Annotated in this window: 15 protein-coding genes; 9 read left to right on the forward strand and 6 right to left on the reverse strand. The window is 61.0% G+C overall.

What is annotated here, in order from left to right; genetic code table 11:
* The first annotated feature begins 79 nt into the window (after positions 1-79).
* Positions 80-2,398 (forward strand): FdhF/YdeP family oxidoreductase, encoded by a 2,319-nt coding sequence (locus M1D89_RS11880; protein ID WP_498650725.1) that lies wholly within the window; start codon positions 80-82, stop codon positions 2,396-2,398.
* Positions 2,399-2,433: 35 nt separating this feature from the next.
* Here the strand turns inward: M1D89_RS11880 and M1D89_RS11885 are convergent, their stop codons facing one another.
* The 3 genes from M1D89_RS11885 to M1D89_RS11895 all read right to left on the reverse strand — a co-directional run bounded on the left by M1D89_RS11885 (position 2,434) and on the right by M1D89_RS11895 (position 4,555).
* Complete coding sequence (locus M1D89_RS11885) at positions 2,434-3,072, reverse strand: MBL fold metallo-hydrolase (RefSeq protein ID WP_498650727.1); 639 nt, start codon at positions 3,070-3,072, stop codon at positions 2,434-2,436.
* Complete coding sequence (locus M1D89_RS11890) at positions 3,069-4,154, reverse strand: S-(hydroxymethyl)mycothiol dehydrogenase (RefSeq protein WP_498650728.1); 1,086 nt, start codon at positions 4,152-4,154, stop codon at positions 3,069-3,071. Before M1D89_RS11890 ends, M1D89_RS11885 begins: the two co-directional genes overlap by 4 nt.
* Before the next feature lie 143 nt (positions 4,155-4,297).
* Positions 4,298-4,555, reverse strand: a complete 258-nt coding sequence (locus M1D89_RS11895; protein WP_017197512.1) for a mycoredoxin — start codon at positions 4,553-4,555, stop codon at positions 4,298-4,300.
* Between the two features lie 169 nt (positions 4,556-4,724).
* Here M1D89_RS11895 and M1D89_RS11900 point away from each other — a divergent pair, with 169 nt between their 5' ends.
* The gene (locus tag M1D89_RS11900; protein WP_498650946.1) at positions 4,725-5,471 is read left to right on the forward strand and encodes an SOS response-associated peptidase; all 747 of its coding nucleotides are present in this window, start codon (positions 4,725-4,727) and stop codon (positions 5,469-5,471) included.
* A 3-nt stretch (positions 5,472-5,474) separates the two neighbouring features.
* Here M1D89_RS11900 and M1D89_RS11905 read toward each other — a convergent pair whose 3' ends face one another.
* Entirely contained in the window at positions 5,475-5,864 is a 390-nt protein-coding gene (locus tag M1D89_RS11905) for a hypothetical protein (RefSeq protein WP_017197513.1), read from the reverse strand.
* Positions 5,865-5,910: 46 nt separating this feature from the next.
* A complete protein-coding gene (locus M1D89_RS11910) occupies positions 5,911-6,447 on the reverse strand; it encodes a TetR/AcrR family transcriptional regulator (protein WP_498650731.1) in 537 nt (178 codons plus the stop codon).
* 52 nt (positions 6,448-6,499) lie between these two features.
* On the opposite strand from M1D89_RS11910, the gene M1D89_RS11915 reads away from it, so the two are divergent.
* From M1D89_RS11915 to pdxS, 7 genes are all read left to right on the forward strand, one after another.
* Positions 6,500-7,561: an FAD-dependent monooxygenase gene (locus tag M1D89_RS11915; RefSeq protein WP_498650733.1), complete on the forward strand. Its 1,062-nt coding sequence runs from the start codon at positions 6,500-6,502 to the stop codon at positions 7,559-7,561.
* Between the two features lie 81 nt (positions 7,562-7,642).
* On the forward strand, positions 7,643-7,987 hold the full coding sequence (locus M1D89_RS11920) for a DUF6504 family protein (RefSeq protein ID WP_498650735.1): 345 nt from the start codon (positions 7,643-7,645) through the stop codon (positions 7,985-7,987).
* 3 nt (positions 7,988-7,990) lie between these two features.
* Positions 7,991-11,509, forward strand: a complete 3,519-nt coding sequence (locus M1D89_RS11925; protein WP_498650736.1) for a DNA polymerase III subunit alpha — start codon at positions 7,991-7,993, stop codon at positions 11,507-11,509.
* Positions 11,510-11,660: 151 nt separating this feature from the next.
* Complete coding sequence (thrS, locus tag M1D89_RS11930; RefSeq protein WP_498650737.1) at positions 11,661-13,670, forward strand: threonine--tRNA ligase; 2,010 nt, start codon at positions 11,661-11,663, stop codon at positions 13,668-13,670.
* A gap of 19 nt (positions 13,671-13,689) precedes the next feature.
* Positions 13,690-14,283 carry an HIT family protein gene (locus M1D89_RS11935; protein WP_498650738.1) on the forward strand — a complete coding sequence of 198 codons (594 nt, stop codon included), beginning with the start codon at positions 13,690-13,692 and terminating at the stop codon, positions 14,281-14,283.
* Complete coding sequence (gene pgsA / locus M1D89_RS11940; protein WP_498650739.1) at positions 14,273-14,902, forward strand: phosphatidylinositol phosphate synthase; 630 nt, start codon at positions 14,273-14,275, stop codon at positions 14,900-14,902. The genes M1D89_RS11935 and pgsA overlap by 11 nt, the downstream gene beginning before the upstream one ends.
* Positions 14,903-15,157: 255 nt before the next feature.
* Positions 15,158-16,084, forward strand: a complete 927-nt coding sequence (pdxS, locus tag M1D89_RS11945; RefSeq protein WP_017197521.1) for a pyridoxal 5'-phosphate synthase lyase subunit PdxS — start codon at positions 15,158-15,160, stop codon at positions 16,082-16,084.
* Positions 16,085-16,239: 155 nt separating this feature from the next.
* On the opposite strand, the gene M1D89_RS11950 is transcribed toward pdxS, so the two are convergent.
* Positions 16,240-18,252: a M3 family metallopeptidase gene (locus tag M1D89_RS11950; protein ID WP_498650740.1), complete on the reverse strand. Its 2,013-nt coding sequence runs from the start codon at positions 18,250-18,252 to the stop codon at positions 16,240-16,242.
* Positions 18,253-18,301: the final 49 nt, after the last annotated feature.

An 18,301-nucleotide genomic window follows, 5' to 3' on the forward strand; every position in this document is an offset into this window, starting at 1 on the left:
AGCTTGCGTTGAGCGTCCTCCGCACCGGGTTTAGGCTGAAGGAATCAGCTACCCAATTCACGCGGATCGTGGTGGAACAATGGGACGGAAAAAGCATCCATTGGAGGACACTGACGCTGAACTCAGTGTCAGCCCGCCGAAGCGGTCTGCAGCCGGATTGCCGAGCCTCCTTCATTCGCTGCCGCTTTCCATGAGCTCAATGGGGCCGTCCAGGACGTGGAAAACGCTGGCCGCACTCAACCAGAAGGACGGGTTCGACTGCCCGGGCTGCGCTTGGCCCGATCCTGAGAAGCGGAAGGCCGCAGAGTTCTGTGAGAACGGCGTCAAAGCCGTGGGCTGGGAGGCTGAAGCACTCAAGATTCCAAGGCAGTTCTGGGCTGATAACAGCTTGAGTGTGTTGGAATCCAAGTCTGAGTACTGGCTGGGACAGCAAGGAAGGCTGGTGGAACCCGTTTATAAGGCTGCTGGGTCTGAACACTACGTACCTGTCACTTGGGACCGGGCGTTTGAGGTCATCGCCCACGAGCTGAACGGGCTCGAGACCCCGGACCAAGCGACGTTCTACACCAGCGGACGCACAAGTAACGAGGCTGCGTTCCTCTATCAACTTTTCGTGCGGGCATTCGGAACCAACAACCTCCCCGACTGCTCCAACATGTGCCACGAATCCACAGGGGCCGCGATGGGGGAAACCATCGGAGTCGGAAAGTCTGCCGTCACCTACGCGGACTTCGCCAAGGCCGACCTGATCATCATCATGGGCCAGAACCCGGGGACCTGCCATCCGCGGATGCTTACGGCCCTCGAGGAAGCGAAAGAAGCGGGGGCGGAGATTGTGGCCGTGAATCCGTTGCCCGAGGCTGGTTTGATCAACTTCCGGAACCCGCAACGTCCTCGGGGATTGGTGGGCAAGGGCACAGATCTGGCAGACCAGTTCCTGCAGATCCGCATCGCCGGGGATATGGCACTGTTGCAGGCACTTTCAAAGCGTGTCCTGGATGCCGAGACGGCTGCCCCCGGAACGGTGCTTGACCGCACGTTCATAGATGAGCATTGCCAGGGCTTCGTTGGTTTTGCAGCCCACCTCGCCACGTTGAATGAACGCGATGTCCTCACTGCCACAGGGCTTAGCAGCGCGGACATTGATGAACTGGCCGCGAGGTACCTCCGTGCCGAAAAAGTCATCATCACGTGGGCAATGGGTATTACGCAGCATAAGAAGGCCGTGCCCACCATCAAGGAGATCATCAACCTGCTCCTGTTACGCGGCAACATCGGCAAGCCCGGCGCAGGGCCCTGCCCGATACGTGGACACAGCAACGTCCAGGGTGACCGGACCATGGGCATTTGGGAGAAGATGCCGCCACGGTTCCTGGAGGCAATCAAGCGGGAGTTCGGCTTTGCCCCGCCACAGCATCCTGGCGTCGATGCAGTGGACAGCATCAGGGGCATGCGTGATGGCAGGATCAAAGTTCTGATTGCGTTGGGCGGCAACCTGGTCCACGCGATTTCAGATACCAAGGTTGCTGAGGCGGCGGTGCGGAGAACGCGTCTGTCCGTGCAGATTTCAACCAAACTCAACCGTTCCCATGTGGTGGTAGGTGATCAGGCGCTGATCTTGCCGACTTTGGGACGGACGGAGATCGACAGGCAGGGCGACGTGGAGCAGTTTGTCACCGTGGAGGACACTGTCTGCGCGGTACATCGCTCGGTGGGTCCGCTGGAGCCGATAGCTCCGGATGTGTTGTCCGAGGTGGCCATCGTCAGCCGCCTTGCCCAAGCTGTCCTGGGCGATAAAGTACCGGTCGATTGGGCTGGGCTGGGACGCAACTATGACGCCATTCGGGACCACATATCCCGCGTCGTGCCGGGGTTTGAGGACTTCAATGCCCGCATCCGCGAGAAGGATGGCTTCGTCTTGCCCCACGGGCCAAGGGACAGCAGGACATTCCCCACAGCAACGGGCAGGGCCATGTTCTCCGTCAACGAGCTTGAGACAATTACGATTCCCCGGGGCCGCCTGCTCCTCCAAACAATCCGGTCACATGATCAGTTCAACACCACCATGTATGCCATGAACGATAGGTACCGGGGCATAAAGAAAGGCCGCATGGTCCTCCTGGTGAATCCGTCGGACCTGGCCGAGTTGGGTTTCGAGGACGGGGGCTACGTGGATGTGCACAGCGAGGCCGACGACGGCGTTGACCGTGTCCTGCCTCAGTTGCGTTTGGTCTCGTACCCCAGTGCGCGGGGATGCGCCGCTGCTTACTATCCCGAGGCGAACGTCTTGGTGCCGTTGGATTCGACGGCGGAGGAGAGCAATACGCCAGCCTCAAAGTCGGTGATTATCAGGCTTGAGCCGGCCGCCGCCCCGGTGTACGGGTCGGCAGCCGGCTGACGCGAACTAAACCGCGAAGCTGGCTCGCGCTGGAGTTAGTGGCCCCTTGCGATCCATTCATCCAGGTGCGGCTTCTCCGCGCCGATGGTGGTGGAATCGCCGTGTCCGGTGCGGACCACGGTTGCCTCAGGCAGTGGGAGGAGCTTGGTCTGGATGGACTCGATGATGGTGGGGAAGTCGCTGTATGAGCGTCCGGTCGCACCGGGGCCGCCTTGGAAGAGGGTGTCTCCGCTGAAGAGTGTTTCTTCGCTGGGCAGGTGGAACGAGACAGACCCGGGTGAGTGTCCGGGAGTGTGGATTGCTTTCAGTGTTGCACCGGCAACGGTGAACTCGTCGCCGTCCACGATTGCCACGTCGGGATCAATTTCGGGGAACACTGCCCGCCATAGCATCCAGTCGTCCTGGTGCAGGTGGATGGGAGCTTTGACGAGCTCCCAAAATTCGCCGGCGGAACTGATGTGGTCGTCATGGCCGTGTGTCAGCAAGATGGCTTTGACGGTGCGGCCACCCACGGCCTCACGAATCGCTTCGGGGTTGTGGGCCGGGTCGATGACGATGCATTCGGAGTCGTCGCCGATGATCCAGACGTTGTTGTCAACGTCCCAGGTTCCGCCGTCCAGGGAGAATGTCCCGGAAGTAACGACGTGATCGATTGAGAGGTTGCCGGCGCTCACAGCTCAACCACCGATCGCAGGACAGCACCTTGATGCATCTTGTCGAACGCTTCTTCGACCTGGTTGATGGTGATGCGCTCGGTGACGAATGCGTCCAGGTCCAGCTTGCCCTGCTTGTAGAGGTCCACGAGCATGGGGAAGTCCCGGGAGGGCAGGCAGTCGCCGTACCAGGATGACTTGAGTGATCCGCCACGGCCGAAGACGTCAAGGAGTGGTAGTTCCAGGGTCATCTCCGGAGTGGGGACACCAACCAGGACCACAGTGCCTGCGAGGTCACGGGCGTAGAACGCCTGCTTATAGGTTTCGGGACGTCCGACGGCGTCAATCACCACGTCTGCGCCGAAGCCACCTGTCAGGGCGCGAATTTCTTCGACGGGGTCGCCTGCGGATGAATCCACGGTGTGTGTCGCGCCAAGTTCCTTGGCGCGCTGGAGCTTCTTTGCGTCGATGTCGACGGCGATGATGGTGGTGGCGCCTGCGAGCGCGGCACCGGCGATGGCTGCTACGCCCACGCCCCCGCAACCAATGACGGCCACCGAGTCGCCACGCTTGACGCCGCCGGTGTTCAGTGCCGCACCCAAGCCTGCCATGACGCCGCAGCCGAGCAGCCCTACAGCGGCGGCATCGGCGTCGGGGTCTACCTTGGTGCATTGCCCGGCGGCGACCAGGGTCTTTTCGGTGAACGCGCCGATGCCCAGGGCGGGTGAGAGTTCCGTGCCGTCTTCGAGGGTCATCTTTTGGGTGGCGTTGTGGGTGTTGAAGCAGTACTGGGCTTGGCCTCGGTTGCAGGCACGACAGTTACCGCAGACTGCGCGCCAGTTCAGGACGACGCGGTCACCGGGGGCTACGTCGGTGACATCGGGGCCTACTGCGCTGACGACGCCTGTGGCTTCGTGGCCGAGCAGGAACGGAAAGTCGTCGCTGATGCCGCCCAGTTTGTAGTGGAGGTCTGTGTGGCAGACGCCGCTGGTGAGGATGTCCACCAGCGCTTCTCCCGGGCCGGGTTCGGGAACCAGGATGGTTTCTAGGGTTGCGGGTGCGCCTTTGGAGCGGACGACGACACCTTTGACTGCGTGGACCATGGAGATGTTCCCTTCGGGCTCTCGGAGAGCAGGCCCATTAATGCAGCAGGGCCCGCTACGGATTCCCATTCTGTCTATCACAGGTGACAGACAGTGTGTGGATTGTTCCGTGCGGGCCCACGCAGTGGCCGAGCGGCGGCAGCTTAGGCGGCCAGGCGGTTTTCGACTTCGGAGGCTGAGGGGTTGGTGGCCGCGGTTCCGTCGGGGAACAGGACGGTGGGTACGGTTCGGTTGCCTCCGTTGAGCTGCTCGACGAGTTCGGCAGTGCCATCTACTTCTTCGATGTTGATCTCGGTGTAGCCGATGCCCTTGGCGTCCAGCTGCTTCTTCAGGCGGTTGCAGTAGCCGCACCAGGTGGTCGAGAACATGGTGATGGTGCCGGAGTCGGGAGTGAAGTCCACAGAGCTCTCCTCAGTAATTGATCGTTTCCACGGGATGGTTCGTTGTTATCAACGGTAACCCGCGTCCGAATAATTCCCGTTCGGTGGCGAAGCCGGGTTACGTCACATGCCTGCGCTGGTGCGTTCGGCAGTGAGGGGGCAGACTGTTGCCATGTGTGGACGTTATGTGATGGCCCGTGCGGTGGGGGACCTGCTTGCCGATTTTGACGCCGAGCTTGAGAACGAGATTGCCCTTGAGAAATCGTGGAATGTGGCTCCTACGGATGCTGTTCCCATTGTGTTGGAGAGGGTGATTGACGACGACGTTAAGCGGCAGCTTCACGTTGCGAAGTGGGGGCTGGTGCCCTCATGGGCGAAGGACCCCAAGGGCGGTGCCAGGCTTATCAACGCCCGCAGCGAAACGCTGTTGGAGAAGCCGTCCTTCAAGAAAGCTGCTGTGGCGAGGCGTTGTGCGGTTCCGGCGGATGGCTACTACGAGTGGAAGAAGGGCGAGGGCAAGAACAAACAACCGTATTATGTGCACCCGGCGGACGGACACGGTCTGGTTTTTGCGGGGTTGTACGAGTGGTGGCGGGACCAGTCAGCTTCCCCTGATGATCCGGGCCGCTGGTTGCTGTCCATGTCCATCCTGACCTCCGACACCCCGACGGTGGATGAGGCGCGAACCCGGCGCAGTGCTTCGGTGTTTGACGAACTGACTGCCCTCCATGACCGGGTTCCGTTGCCCATGAGCGCTGAGACGATGGAAGCGTGGTTGGATCCGCGGGAGAAGGACGCTCAGGGGTTGGTGGACATGGTCCGGTCCAGGGCACACGACGCCGCCGCAGCTTGGACGCTGGACCCGGTGGGGGCCGCGGTGGGTAACGTCCGCAATAACTCACCGGAACTTATCGAACCGGTGGAAGGTCTCTTCTAGGATTCAGAGGGCTTCGTTCACCGGCACGCCGGATTGGAACTCCCGGCCATCGGCTTCGCTGAAGCCCGTCATGACATGGCCTTTGCTGAGCCCGTGGATGGCCGACATCGGGAAGTTCCCCGTGATGACGTTGCCGGAATGCTCAACGCCCTTGATGTCGTAGTTCTCCTCGGCACTGAGGGAGTGGTTGAAGGAGTAAAACGAGATCGCCTCACCGTTCATGAACTCGATGCCGAGCCTGCGCTGTGAGGAATAGTCCTCGCTGGCAGCAACAAGGCCCACGACGTAAGCGCCGGAGCCTGGTATGTTGCCATCGATTTCGAACCGTGCCACGAGGTTGTCGTCTTCGGCGGAGATGCTGACCTGCTTCAGGAGTGCGTCATTGGTGCTCATGCCACAATCCTGCTCTGTGGACCGGCTGCCGTCCACCCCTTGGTTGTCATCCTTCCAGGAGTCGCCTGACGCTCCGGGCCACTGTAGCCCTGTCTGTCTCCTGTCCTTTGCGGGCGGTCAGGAGGTGCATGGCCAAGCCGTCGCTGTAATCGGAAACGGCTTCCGCCCGTGCCCTTGCTTCAGGTATGTCCATGGCTTCAAGCAGTTGCGCTAAAGCCGATACCAGCCGCTCGTGTCCGGCAGCCACAACATCGGGCTGGTCAAGGGCAAAGGCGAAACGGGCCCGGGTCAGTTCCGCGTTCTCATGCGCGAGCCCCATGACCGCTCCGGCAATCTGCTCCGCCAAGGTGGCTATCGACGTCGGGAATTCCCTTCCACCCTGCTGGAGCAGGAGGCGGTCCCGTTCTTCAACGCGGTCGACGGCGGCCGCCATCAGTGCTGCACGGTTGCGGAAGTAGTTCGAGGTAGTTCCGACGGCGGCACCTGCTTGGGCGTCGACGGCCCGGTGGGTCAGTCCCTTGAGGCCCTTGGCGGCAACGACTGCGAGCGCTGCGTCAGCAAGTTCTGTTCGGCGGTCAGCCATGGCGAAAGTCTAGCTTCAATCCCTATCGGTACTACAAATGTAGTAGTACAGTGTGGCCATGGAAAAAGTGGACATCATTGGTGGAGGAATCGCCGGGCTGGCGCTCGCGGGCATGCTCGACCCCGGAAGGTTCGACGTCACTGTTTATGAGCAGCGGACCGAACTTCCGGCAGTCGGAACAACTCTGGCCATGTGGCCGGAAGCCCAGCAGGCGTTATCCAGGCTTGGGATTCTGGGGGCCGTTCGGAGTCGAGGAGCCATCGTCAAAACCGGCGCACTTCGGCGCCCCTCGGGAGAAGCCTTACTGTCCATGGAGGGAGAGGGGCTGCTGGGGGTCTCCCGACCCGAACTGCTGAGACTGCTGGACACCGCGGTACCCGCCTCCGTACGCCGGGTAGGTGGGAGGGTGGACAGTCTTTCAGGCGCAGCCGCGTTGACCGTGGGCGCCGATGGAGTCAACAGCGTTGTTCGGAGGAATTCCTGGGGCAAGCGAAGTGCGGCAAAACCCACGCCCTTCCTGGCAGTCCGCGGAGTAGTTTTCGGAACCCCATCCCCGCAGGACGTTGGAGAATACTGGGGACGCGGTGAAATTTTCGGCTTGGCCCCTGCCGTAGGTGGAAGCAACTGGTATGCCTCCTTCCGCTCCGAGCTGGGCCCGGACAAGGTAGACGTCGCAGAGGCACTCGAAGTGACCCGTCAACGCTATGCCAACCACTCGGCCGCTGTGCGGAATGTACTCGCCCTGGCAAGCCCGGAGACGTCACTGGCACAACGTATCTGGACCACTCCACCCATGGGCCGTTACACGCGGGGGAACGTTGTGCTCGTAGGGGATGCCGCACACGCCATGACCCCAAACCTGGGGCGCGGCGCCTGCGAGGCGCTCATCGATGCCGTAACCCTGGGCAAACTACTGAACGAGCAACCCATGGACCAAGCGCTCGCCGCCTACAACAGGAGGCGGGTCATCCGCACTCAGCTACTCAGGTTGGCCTCTTCCGCCATGGGGATCGTTGCGCTCGCCCAGGGCGCGCAACCATGGCGCGATGCCTTGCTGAAGCAGGTGGGTAAACGTGTAGCGGGAACCCGTGAGAGGGCTGGAACTTCGAAGTAGGTTTTGTCGGGGCGTCGGCGTAAACTGGATATATTCGAACATACTTTCGAATATGGTTTCCTGACGTAAAGAGGTGAGGGCATGGGGCTGTTCAGTGAATCCGTCGGAGTTATCTGCACTGACACAGGCCAGCCGCAGGAAGTCCAATGGAAAGGCACGCAGTACACGGTCACCAACGAACCTGTTCGATGGTACGAACGGCGCCAATGGTGGCTTGAAGAAAGCCGCGCCCCCCTTGGAAGCGGAGCTGGCCTGGTTGACCATGAGATCTGGCGTGTACAACTCCTGCCAACCTCAGCTGAAGCAGAAACCAGCCACTCCATCACCCTCGACCTGGTCCGGCACGTAGGAAGCGGACGCTGGAGACTCCTGCGCATTCACGACGCCGCACCAGCACGCGCCGTGGAACCTGAAGAAGCGGCCTAAACGTTGAGCTTCACCCACCTGCACGTCTCCACAGCCTTCAGCGCACACTACGGCGTCTCCTGGCCGGATGAGCTGGCCCAAACAGCCGCAGCAGACGGAGCCACAGCGCTCGCCTGCACAGATCGAGACGGCCTCTACGGCACCATAAAACACCTCAAAGCATGCATGGACGCAAGCATCGACCCCATCGTAGGGGTGGACCTGGCGGTATTCGACGACGACGGCGACCACCGCACCCAAGTCGCTGGCCGCGTCGTCGTACTCGCCCACGGAAACAACAACGGCGCCGGGTACAGGGCACTGTGCCGCCTCATCTCCGACGCCCACGCGCGCACTTCAGGGAAAGCCGGGGGAGCAGTCCCCGCTGCCGTCACCCGCGGCGAACTCGCCTCAAGGACCCTCGACCCCAAAACCCTCAAACCAGTCCTGACCGTGCTGATAGGACCCGACTCGGACGTCGGCCAAGCCATGGGAGGCCGCAAATACCTTAGGCCCAGAACCCTCTTCAAACAATGGATCGACGCCATGCCACCCGGCACCATGGTGGCTGAAGTCGTGTCCCACCTCAGCGCCCCCGGAGAGCCGCTCAGCACAGCCCATGCCGTCCGCATGCTCAAGCTCGCACTCGAATACAACGTTCCCGCCATCCTCAGCAACGCAGTACGCTACTGCGCGCAGGACGGCGCCGCCACCGCAGACGTCCTCGACTCCGCCCGCACCCTCAAATCCCTCCCGGAACTCTCAACGGCACCCCTGCTCAAACCAACAGGGATGCTCCAACCAACAGGCCAGGGCTGGCTGAAGACACCGCAGCAAATGCTCCAGCTCGGCAAAGAAATCATGAACGCATCAGGCCTGGGAAAAGCCGACCTCACCAAACTCCTCACAAACACTGAAGCGCTCGCCGACAAATGCCGCATCGACCCCGTCCTCGATATGGGATGGAAAAAGCCGGTAGTCCCCGAGGCCTCCATCATCGGCATCGACGCTGACCCCATGATTGAACTCACCCAACGCTGCGAAGCCGGAATCACCCGACGGTTCCCGGGCATCAACGGAGATGCAGAAGAACAACTGCGCTCGCGGTTGGATCACGAGCTGGGAATCATCGGCAGGCTCGGCTTTTCCTCGTACTTCCTTACAGTGGCAGAAGTTTCAAGGATGATCCTCGATATGGGGGTCCGGGTAGCTGCGAGGGGATCAGGTGCCTCAAGCCTGGTCAATTACTTGATCGATATCAGCCAGGTTGATCCGATCCGCCATGACCTTATCTTCGAGCGCTTCCTCTCCGGCCGCAGGTCCACACTTCCTGACATCGATATTGATGTGGAAAGTGCTGAAAGGCACAACGTCTACCGAAAGATTTTTGACCGCTTCGGTGCCGAACGCGTCACCCTGATGAGCATGCAAAACGGCTACAGGGCACGTGGTGCAGTTCGGGATGCCGGCATGGCCTTGGGAATGCCTGACGAAGAAGTGGGTGAGATTGCCAAGCAACTGTGGAGATTCTCTGCACGCAAATTCCGTGAAGCCTTGGTGGAGAAGCCCGAACTGCGCGATTTTGCCGGCCGGGTGGAACGGGGCGCCATGGAAGAGAACCAGCAGCTGGACCTCTTGGTGGACCTCACCGAAAGGCTGGATCGGCTACCGCGGCATATCTCCATGCATCCTTGTGGAGTGATTTTGGGAGATGCAACCCTCCTGGACCGGACTCCCGTTCAGCCCAGCGGCTTGGGCCTGCCCATGAGCCAGTTCGACAAACACGACATGGACCCCATGGGCATGCTCAAACTGGATGTCCTGGGAGTGCGAATGCAGAGCGCCATGGCCTTCGCGGTTCGGGAAGTAATCCGGCTGCATCCTTCCAAGGCTGAAGTTGTTGCAGCCGGGCGGCATCCAGCGGAGCCAGGTGGTGAAGGTCCCGACTACATCGCCCCTGACGGCAGGATTGACCTCAACGCCGTGCCCTTCGACGATGAGCCCACCTATGAGCTGATCCGCAGCACCCACACACTTGGTTGCTTCCAGATCGAATCACCGGGACAGCGTGAGCTCATTGGAAAGATGGCTCCCCGGGAATTCAACGACCTCATCATCGACATCTCACTTTTCAGGCCCGGACCCATGAAATCCGACATGGTGCGGCCCTTCCTGGAACATCGGCATGGTTTTGCTCCTGAGATCTATCCCCATCAGGACCTCAAGCCGGTCTTGGAAGAAACCCACGGGGTCACGGTGTTCCATGAACAGATCCTGAAGACCTTCCACGTCATGACCAACTGCGGCTTGGACAGGGCTGATGAGTTTCGCAGAGCCCTGGGCGACGAAGTTCATGAGCCAGGGGTGGAGAAGTACTTCCGCAAGGAAGCAATCAAGAAATACTCTCCAGAGGTGGTGGACAAGGTCTGGGGAACCCTGAAAGCCTTCGGCAGCTTTGGTTTTTGCAAAGCCCACGGTGCTGCCTTTGCGGTGCCCACTTATCAGTCCGCCTGGCTCAAGGCCCATCATCCTGAGGCCTTTCTGGCAGGCCTGTGGGAACACGACCCCGGGATGTATCCCAAACGCCTGCTGGTAGCTGAAGCCCGCAGACTCGGCATTCCCATCCTGCCTTTGGATATCAACAGGAGCCAAGCTGAATACAGAGTGGAGAAAATCCAACAGGGACCCGATCAGGGCAAGCTCGGAATCCGCTTGAGCCTCGCAGGAATCTACGGACTTTCAGGTGCAGAGTTGAAGCGGATCGTGGCCGGGCAACCTTACGATTCCCTGGCGGACCTGCGGGCGCGGGCAAGGGTGAGCAAGCCGAATATCAAAAGACTTGCCCAACTTGGCGCCTTCGATGCTTTGCATAAAGACTCCGGTGGAAAAGCAAACCGGGCTGACCTCGTGCACCATTTGCAGGCGCTGCAAAGCAGCCCCTCAAAGAAAACTGCGGAGGTCATTGAAGGTCAATTGTCTTTTGCCCTGGGTGATATTGAGTTAAGGAACCTGGCTCCTGAACTTCCCGAGCCTTCCATGGTGGACAACGTCAGGGCGGAACTTGATCTCATGGCTGTTGATGTCAGCGAACACTTGATGGATAGCCACCGGCCCCTGTTGGACAAACTGGGAGTTACAACGGCCGACAAACTCCTGGGCTTGCGCAACGGGACCGAAGTCCTTGTGGCAGGGGTCCGGATTGCGACGCAGACACCACCCATGCGAGGCGGGCGGCGCGTCGTCTTCATCAGCATCGACGACGGTACCGGTTGTGTGGATTCGGTCTTCTTCCATGAAGCGCAGGAAGAATCCGGGCCCCTGCTGTTTGGTACCCGCCTGCTGCTGATCCGTGGAACCACCAGAAGGACAGGCCCCAAGGGAATCAGCCTGAGCGCCAGTAAAGCCTGGGACCTCAGCCGGCCCGAAGCATTGCCATTTGCCGAACTCCTGCCTGCCGAAATCGGGCTGCCGGAGGGATATACCCATCATGGGCCGCTCCACGGCATCTCCAGGAACCTTGCCATCACTGGCCTGGGAAGCTGAACCCGCGGCAGATTCACGCCTCCGCCAGCCAAATTCGGCCCCGGCGCGCTGCTTTGGCCGCCTTCGCTGAAGCGGATACGATTGACGGTGGCTGGCTGTGGTCCCCGTACGCCACAAGCTATGAAGCCTTAACTATGAATAGGAGACACCCGTGTCAGATGCCCAACAGATCACCCTCATCGTCGATGGCGAAGAGACCAAGGTGACGGAAGGGACTACCGGCGCGGAACTCTTCTTCGAGCGCCGCGACGTCGTTGTAGCCCGTGTCAATGGCGTGCTGAAGGACCTTGACCAGGTCCTCACCGAAGGCGCAGACGTCGAGGGCGTCACCATCGATTCCCCGGATGGGCTCAACGTTCTCCGCCACTCAACAGCGCACGTCATGGCACAAGCTGTCCAGCAATTGCGCCCCAATGCCAAGCTCGGCATCGGCCCGTACATCACTGATGGCTTCTACTTCGACTTCGACGTCGCTGAGCCGTTCACCCCGGAAGACCTCCGCACGCTGGAAAAGATGATGCAAAAGATCATCAACCAGAACCAGAAATTCGTTCGCCGCGTGGTCACAGAAGAAGAAGCCCGCGAAGCGATGGCCAACGAGCCCTACAAGCTGGAGCTGCTGGGCAAGAAGAACGACGCAAGCGACGCAGGGGAAGGCGTCAACGTCGAGGTAGGCGTCGGCGACATCACGATCTACGACAATGTGGATCGGAAGAGCGGCGAGAGCGTCTGGTGCGATCTCTGCCGTGGTCCCCACCTGCAGAACACCAAAATCATCTCCAACGCCTTCGCGTTGACCCGCTCGTCCGCCGCATACTGGCTCGGCAACCAGAACAACCAGCAGTTGCAGCGCATCTACGGCACCGCGTGGCCCACCAAGGAAGCCCTCAAGGCCTACCAGGAACGCATTGCTGAAGCAGAGCGACGCGATCACCGCAAGCTCGGTGTCGAACTTGACCTCTTCTCCTTCCCGGATGAGCTGGGCTCAGGCCTCCCTGTGTTCCACCCCAAGGGCGGCATCATCCGCAAGGCCATGGAGGACTACTCCCGCCAGCGCCACGTGGACGCCGGTTACGAGTTCGTGTACACCCCGCACATCACCAAGGGACACCTCTACGAGGTCTCCGGACACCTTGACTGGTACAAGGACGGCATGTTCCCTGCGATGCAGGTGGACGCCGAATACAACGAAGACGGCAGCGTGCGGAAGCCGGCGCAGGATTACTACCTGAAGCCGATGAACTGCCCCATGCACAACCTGATCTTCCGCTCCCGGGGCCGGTCCTACCGCGAACTTCCGCTGCGCCTCTTCGAATTCGGCTCGGTGTACCGCTATGAAAAATCCGGGGTTGTGCACGGTCTGACCCGCGTTCGTGGCATGACACAGGACGACGCCCACATTTATTGCACCCGCGAGCAGATGAAGGACGAGCTCACCACCACGCTGAACTTCGTCCTGGGCCTGCTCAAGGATTATGGCCTGGATGACTTCTACCTGGAGCTCTCCACCAAGAACGAAGAGAAGTTCGTTGGTGACGATGCCGCCTGGGAGGAAGCTACCCGCACTCTTTCCGAGGTTGCGGCCGCCTCCGGCCTGGAACTGGTACCGGACCCGGGTGGAGCAGCATTCTACGGACCCAAGATCTCCGTCCAGGCAAAGGACGCACTAGGCAGGACCTGGCAGATGTCCACCATCCAGCTGGACTTCAACCTGCCTGAGCGTTTCGAACTGGAGTACCAGGCAGCCGACGGCACACGCCAGCGACCGGTCATGATCCACCGAGCCCTTTTCGGTTCCGTGGAACGCTTCATGGGTGTGCTCACCGAGCACTACGCCGGGGCGTTCCCGGCCTGGCTCGCTCCTGTCCAGGTGGTGGGAATCCCTGTGGCGGAAACATTCAACGACTACATGTTCGATGTGGTTGGCCAGCTCAAGGCTGCAGGAATCCGTGCCGAGGTTGATATCTCCTCGGACCGGTTCCCGAAGAAGATCCGCACGGCCAGCAAGGACAAGATTCCCTTCGTCCTGATTGCCGGTGGTGAGGACGCAGAAGCCGGCGCAGTGTCGTTCCGCTTCCGGGACGGCAGCCAGGACAACGGGGTTCCCGTGGCCGAGGCGGTCCGCAGGATCGTTGACGCAGTCAAGAACCGCGTGAGCTGACGGAACGGACACATAGACGGTGCAGGAGAACACAGGCGCGGCAGCTGACCTTCCGGGCGACGCCGGCGTAACCGATGACTTCGGATTGGCAGGCGTACCGGACGCGTTTCAGCGCCTGTGGACTCCGCACCGTATGGCCTACATCAAAGGTGGGCAGGACCAATTCAAGAACAAGGATGACTGCCCGTTCTGTGTAGGACCCACGCGCTCTGATGAGGAATCCCTCATCGTCCATAGGGGAAGGACCTGTTATGTGGTCCTGAATTTGTTCCCCTACAACCCCGGACATCTGTTGATTTGTCCATACCGGCACGTTCCCGACTACACGGACATCACAGTGGAGGAAACGGCGGAGTTCGCCGATCTCACCCAGACTGCCATGCGGGTGCTACGGAAGGTTTCGAATCCGAGCGGCTTCAATCTAGGTATGAACCAAGGCGTCACCGGCGGTGCAGGCATCGCCGCGCACCTCCATCAGCACGTGGTTCCGCGCTGGGGCGGGGATGGAAACTTCTTCCCGATCATCGCCCAGACCAAGGCCATTACGCAGACCCTTGATGAGGTCCGCAAGCTTGTGGCCGAAGCCTGGCCGGGGGAGTCGAATGCTCAATAGGCATGCACGCGGCTTTTTCACTTCACTTTTTACTCCTCTAGCGCGTTGGCTCCTCAGGATCGGTGTGTCTCCAGATGCCGTGACCATTGCAGGGACCGCCGGCGTCATCCTGGGGGGACTTATCCTCTACCCGCTGGGCTTCTTGTGGTGGGGTTCAGTCGCGGTCGCCTTTTTTGCGTTCTCGGATGTAGTCGACGGAATCATGGCAAGGCTGCAGGGGCGGAGCGGTGGTTGGGGCAATTTCCTGGACTCCACTTTGGACCGTCTCGCCGATGGCGCGATTTTTGCCGGCCTCACCATCTGGTTTTTCACCGGAGGCGAGGATCCGGCCATCGGCGCCGCCGCCGTCGTCTGTCTGGTTCTTGGCATGGTAGTTTCCTATGCCCGGGCCAAAGCCGAGTCCTTGGGCTACCAGGCCAGCGTGGGGATCGCAGAGCGCGCAGAACGCTTGGCTTCCGTGCTGCTCATCACGGGGCTCACGGGATTGGGGCTTCCGCCGGTTGTGCTGTTCGGGACCCTGATCCTTCTTGCCCTGGCCAGTGTAGTGACAATCGTCCAGCGGATGTCCGCCGTGCGCCGGCAGGCCATGGCCGAAGCCGATGGAACCACCGCAGGGTAAAAGACCAGCAGGCAATGCTTGCCAGTGGAACTGGCAAGCGACCAAAGTGCCTCGTCCACGGTTGTGCACCTGCCCTACTACAGCCCGCTTTGTTGCCCGCTAAGGCAGTAATGAATGTACTGCCACCTTGCAAGGTGCGACTACTATTACTAGTACTTGGTCACCTTGACCTGAAACCCGGTGTGCGCTGATTGCGGTCGTGTGGCTGCGCGCGCCTCCGGCAAGAAGGTCGTTTATCTACCCATAGGGGTTTTTGTGTCTACACCAGATGTAAGCAACGAAGCCGGTTCGTCCGCGAACAGCGTCACGGGCAGCAGCCGTGTTAAGCGGGGCATGGCGGAGATGCTCAAGGGCGGCGTCATCATGGACGTCGTTAACGTCGAGCAGGCCCGCATCGCCGAGGATGCCGGTGCCGTGGCTGTCATGGCACTCGAGCGTGTCCCCGCCGATATCCGCGCCCAGGGCGGCGTGTCCCGCATGTCCGATCCGGACATGATCGATGCGATCATTGCTGCCGTGTCCATTCCGGTCATGGCCAAGGCCCGCATCGGCCACTTCGTCGAAGCCCAGGTCCTGCAGTCCCTCGGTGTTGACTACATCGACGAGTCCGAGGTCCTGACCCCGGCTGACTACATCAACCACATCGACAAGTGGAACTTCACCGTCCCCTTCGTGTGTGGTGCCACCAACCTTGGTGAGGCCCTGCGCCGCATCAACGAGGGCGCGGCGATGATCCGCTCCAAGGGCGAAGCCGGCACCGGCGATGTTTCCAACGCCACCGGCCACATGCGCAAGATCCGTTCCGAGATCGCCAAGCTCGCCGCCCTCCCCGAGGACGAGCTCTACGTTGCGGCCAAGGAGCTGCAGGCCCCGTACGAACTGGTCAAGGAAGTTGCCGCCACTGGCAAGCTCCCCGTTGTCCTGTTCACCGCAGGTGGCATCGCTACCCCGGCTGATGCTGCAATGATGATGCAGCTCGGCGCGGACGGTGTGTTCGTCGGTTCCGGTATCTTCAAGTCCGGCAACCCGGCAGAGCGCGCCGCCGCCGTCGTCAAGGCCACCACGTTCCACGACGACCCTGACGTCATCGCCAAGGTCTCCCGCGGCCTGGGTGAAGCCATGGTGGGCATCAACGTCGACGACATCCCGCAGCCCCACCGCCTGGCTGAGCGCGGCTGGTAGGTCTCATTTAGGTTCCCGCCAAGGCGGGCGCTGATCCTCTGCGTGCTATTCCCCGCTCCCGCTGCCGCCACTTTGGCGATGGCTGGGGCGGGGGCCCTTTTACGCACACTGCCGGATCAGCGCCCGCCTTTCGGCTTTAAGTTCCGGTGGTGGGGTTAGTTGAGGCCTCGGCGCTTTAGTAGGGGGGCCAGCTCGGCGTCGCGGCCTCGGAATGAGCGGAAGGAGTCCAATGGATCGCGGCTGTTACCCCTCGACAGCAGCTCGGATCTGAACCGGTCTCCGTTGGGGCGGGTGAGGCCGCCGTTTTCCTTGAACCACTCCACGGTGTCCGCATCCAGCACCTCGCTCCAGATGTAGGAGTAGTAACCGGCCGCGTAGCCCGCGCCAGCGAAGATGTGCTGGAAATAGCCGGTGCGGTACCGCGGCGGGATCAGTGGGTGCGCGATTCCCGCGTCCGCCAAAGCCTTGGCCTCGAAGGCGAGAATATCGTCCGGAACTTCGGACCCGGGCAGCACGTGCCACGCCAGGTCGAGGAGCGCCGCGCCGAGGTATTCGGTCGTTGCGAAACCTTCTCCCCACAACAACGACTCATTGAGTTTGTCCACCGTGTCCTGGGGGAGAGCTTCCCCGGTGGAGTAATGACGTGCGTAGTTGGCCAGTACCTCGGGCCACATGATCCACATTTCGTTGACCTGGGACGGGTACTCCACGAAGTCACGCGGCACGGACGTCCCGGAGAACCGGGGATAGGTGACATCGGAGAAGAGGCCGTGCAGGGCGTGGCCGAATTCATGGAAAACGGTACGGACCTCGTCCAAGGACAACAGTGCAGGCTCGCCGGGCGCAGGCTTGGTGATGTTGAGGTTGTTAATGACTACGGAGCGCGTTCCCAGGAGGTTGGACTGGTCCACGAGGGAATTCATCCAGGCACCTCCGCGCTTTGATTCCCGCGTGTAGTAGTCGCCGAGGAAGAGGCCGAGGCCGCTGCCGTCTTCATTCCGGACCTCCCAGATTCGGACGTCGGGGTGATAGCCGTCCAAGTCTTCGCGCTCATGGAAAGTGACCCCGTAAAGCTGCGTTGCCGCATGGAAGACACCGTGGTTGAGCACGGTTTCGAGGCTGAAGTAGGGCAGGAGTGCCTGCTCGTCCACTTCGAACTTTTCCTTTCGGACAAGTGCAGAATAGTACGCCCAATCCCATGGTTCGAGTTCGTGGCCGGCGGATTCCGCCAAGGCGTCGGCCTCCGACTGGGCGTTTCGCACAGCAGCGGGTGCCAACTGGCCGAGCATGGCCTGTACGTCGCTGAAACCGGGCGCCGTCTGTTGGTCCACCATCAGCTCAGCGAAGTTGGCAAACCCCAGAAGAGTTGCTTTCTCGGCCCGCAAACGTGCAGTGGCCTTCACGAGGTCACTGACGTCCCGGTCGCCGCCATCCGTGCCGCGCGCCAGGGACGCTTCGAACAGACGACGGCGGATGGTCCGGTTCTCCAAGGACGCCATGGCGGGTTGGTTACTGGGTTGGATCAGGGTCAGTAGGTACTTGCCGTCATGCCCGGCCAGCTTGGCTGCTTCCGCGGCGCCTGTGACCACTTCCGGCTGCAGGCCGGCAAGATCATCGGCGTCGTCAAGAAGCAGGGCGGCGGACTTCATGGCTTCCTTGACGCGCTGGCCAAACTCGGTGCCCAATCGGGACAGCTCGGCGTTGACTTCACGCAAGCGTTCCTGCCCGGTGTCATCCAGTTGAATTCCGGACTGCCGGAATTCCTTGAGGTACTCCTGCACCAATCGGGACGATTCTTCATTCAGGCCGGTTGTGTCGATGTCGGCGAACCGGTGGTAGAGCGCGCGGTTCATATAGACGGCATCCTGGTGCGCTGAGAACTTGGGCGACAATTCTGTCTCCAGCGCCTTTATGGCGTCGGAAGCATCCGCTGAAACCAGGGTAAAGAATGCCGCAGCCGCCCTGTTGAGGAGAAGCCCTGACTGCTCCATGGCCATTGCCGTGTTCTCAAAGGTAGCCGGCTCCTGATCGGCCACGATCCGGGAGATTTCCTCGAGGTGCGATGCCAAACCTGCCTCGATGGCCTCCGCATAGTGCTCTGCTGAGATGCCGGCGAAGGGCGGCAGCCCATAGGGCAGGGGGCTGGGGCTCAGGAGTGGATTAGTCATGAAGTGACTCTTTCACGTAAGAATCGTGTCCTCAAGAGCGGCACGCCCG

It is taken from the genome of Arthrobacter sp. D3-18 (assembly GCF_054408525.1).

Coding starts and splice junctions, on each gene's coding strand:
- M1D89_RS11950 (WP_498650740.1), bottom strand. CDS start 18,252: ATGACTAATCCACTCCTGAGCCCCAGCCCCCTGCCCTATGGGCTGCCG.
- M1D89_RS11905 (WP_017197513.1), bottom strand. CDS start 5,864: ATGAGCACCAATGACGCACTCCTGAAGCAGGTCAGCATCTCCGCCGAA.
- pgsA (WP_498650739.1), top strand. CDS start 14,273: ATGCTCAATAGGCATGCACGCGGCTTTTTCACTTCACTTTTTACTCCT.
- M1D89_RS11900 (WP_498650946.1), top strand. CDS start 4,725: ATGGCCCGTGCGGTGGGGGACCTGCTTGCCGATTTTGACGCCGAGCTT.
- M1D89_RS11920 (WP_498650735.1), top strand. CDS start 7,643: ATGGGGCTGTTCAGTGAATCCGTCGGAGTTATCTGCACTGACACAGGC.
- M1D89_RS11880 (WP_498650725.1), top strand. CDS start 80: ATGGGACGGAAAAAGCATCCATTGGAGGACACTGACGCTGAACTCAGT.
- M1D89_RS11890 (WP_498650728.1), bottom strand. CDS start 4,154: ATGGTCCACGCAGTCAAAGGTGTCGTCGTCCGCTCCAAAGGCGCACCC.
- M1D89_RS11910 (WP_498650731.1), bottom strand. CDS start 6,447: ATGGCTGACCGCCGAACAGAACTTGCTGACGCAGCGCTCGCAGTCGTT.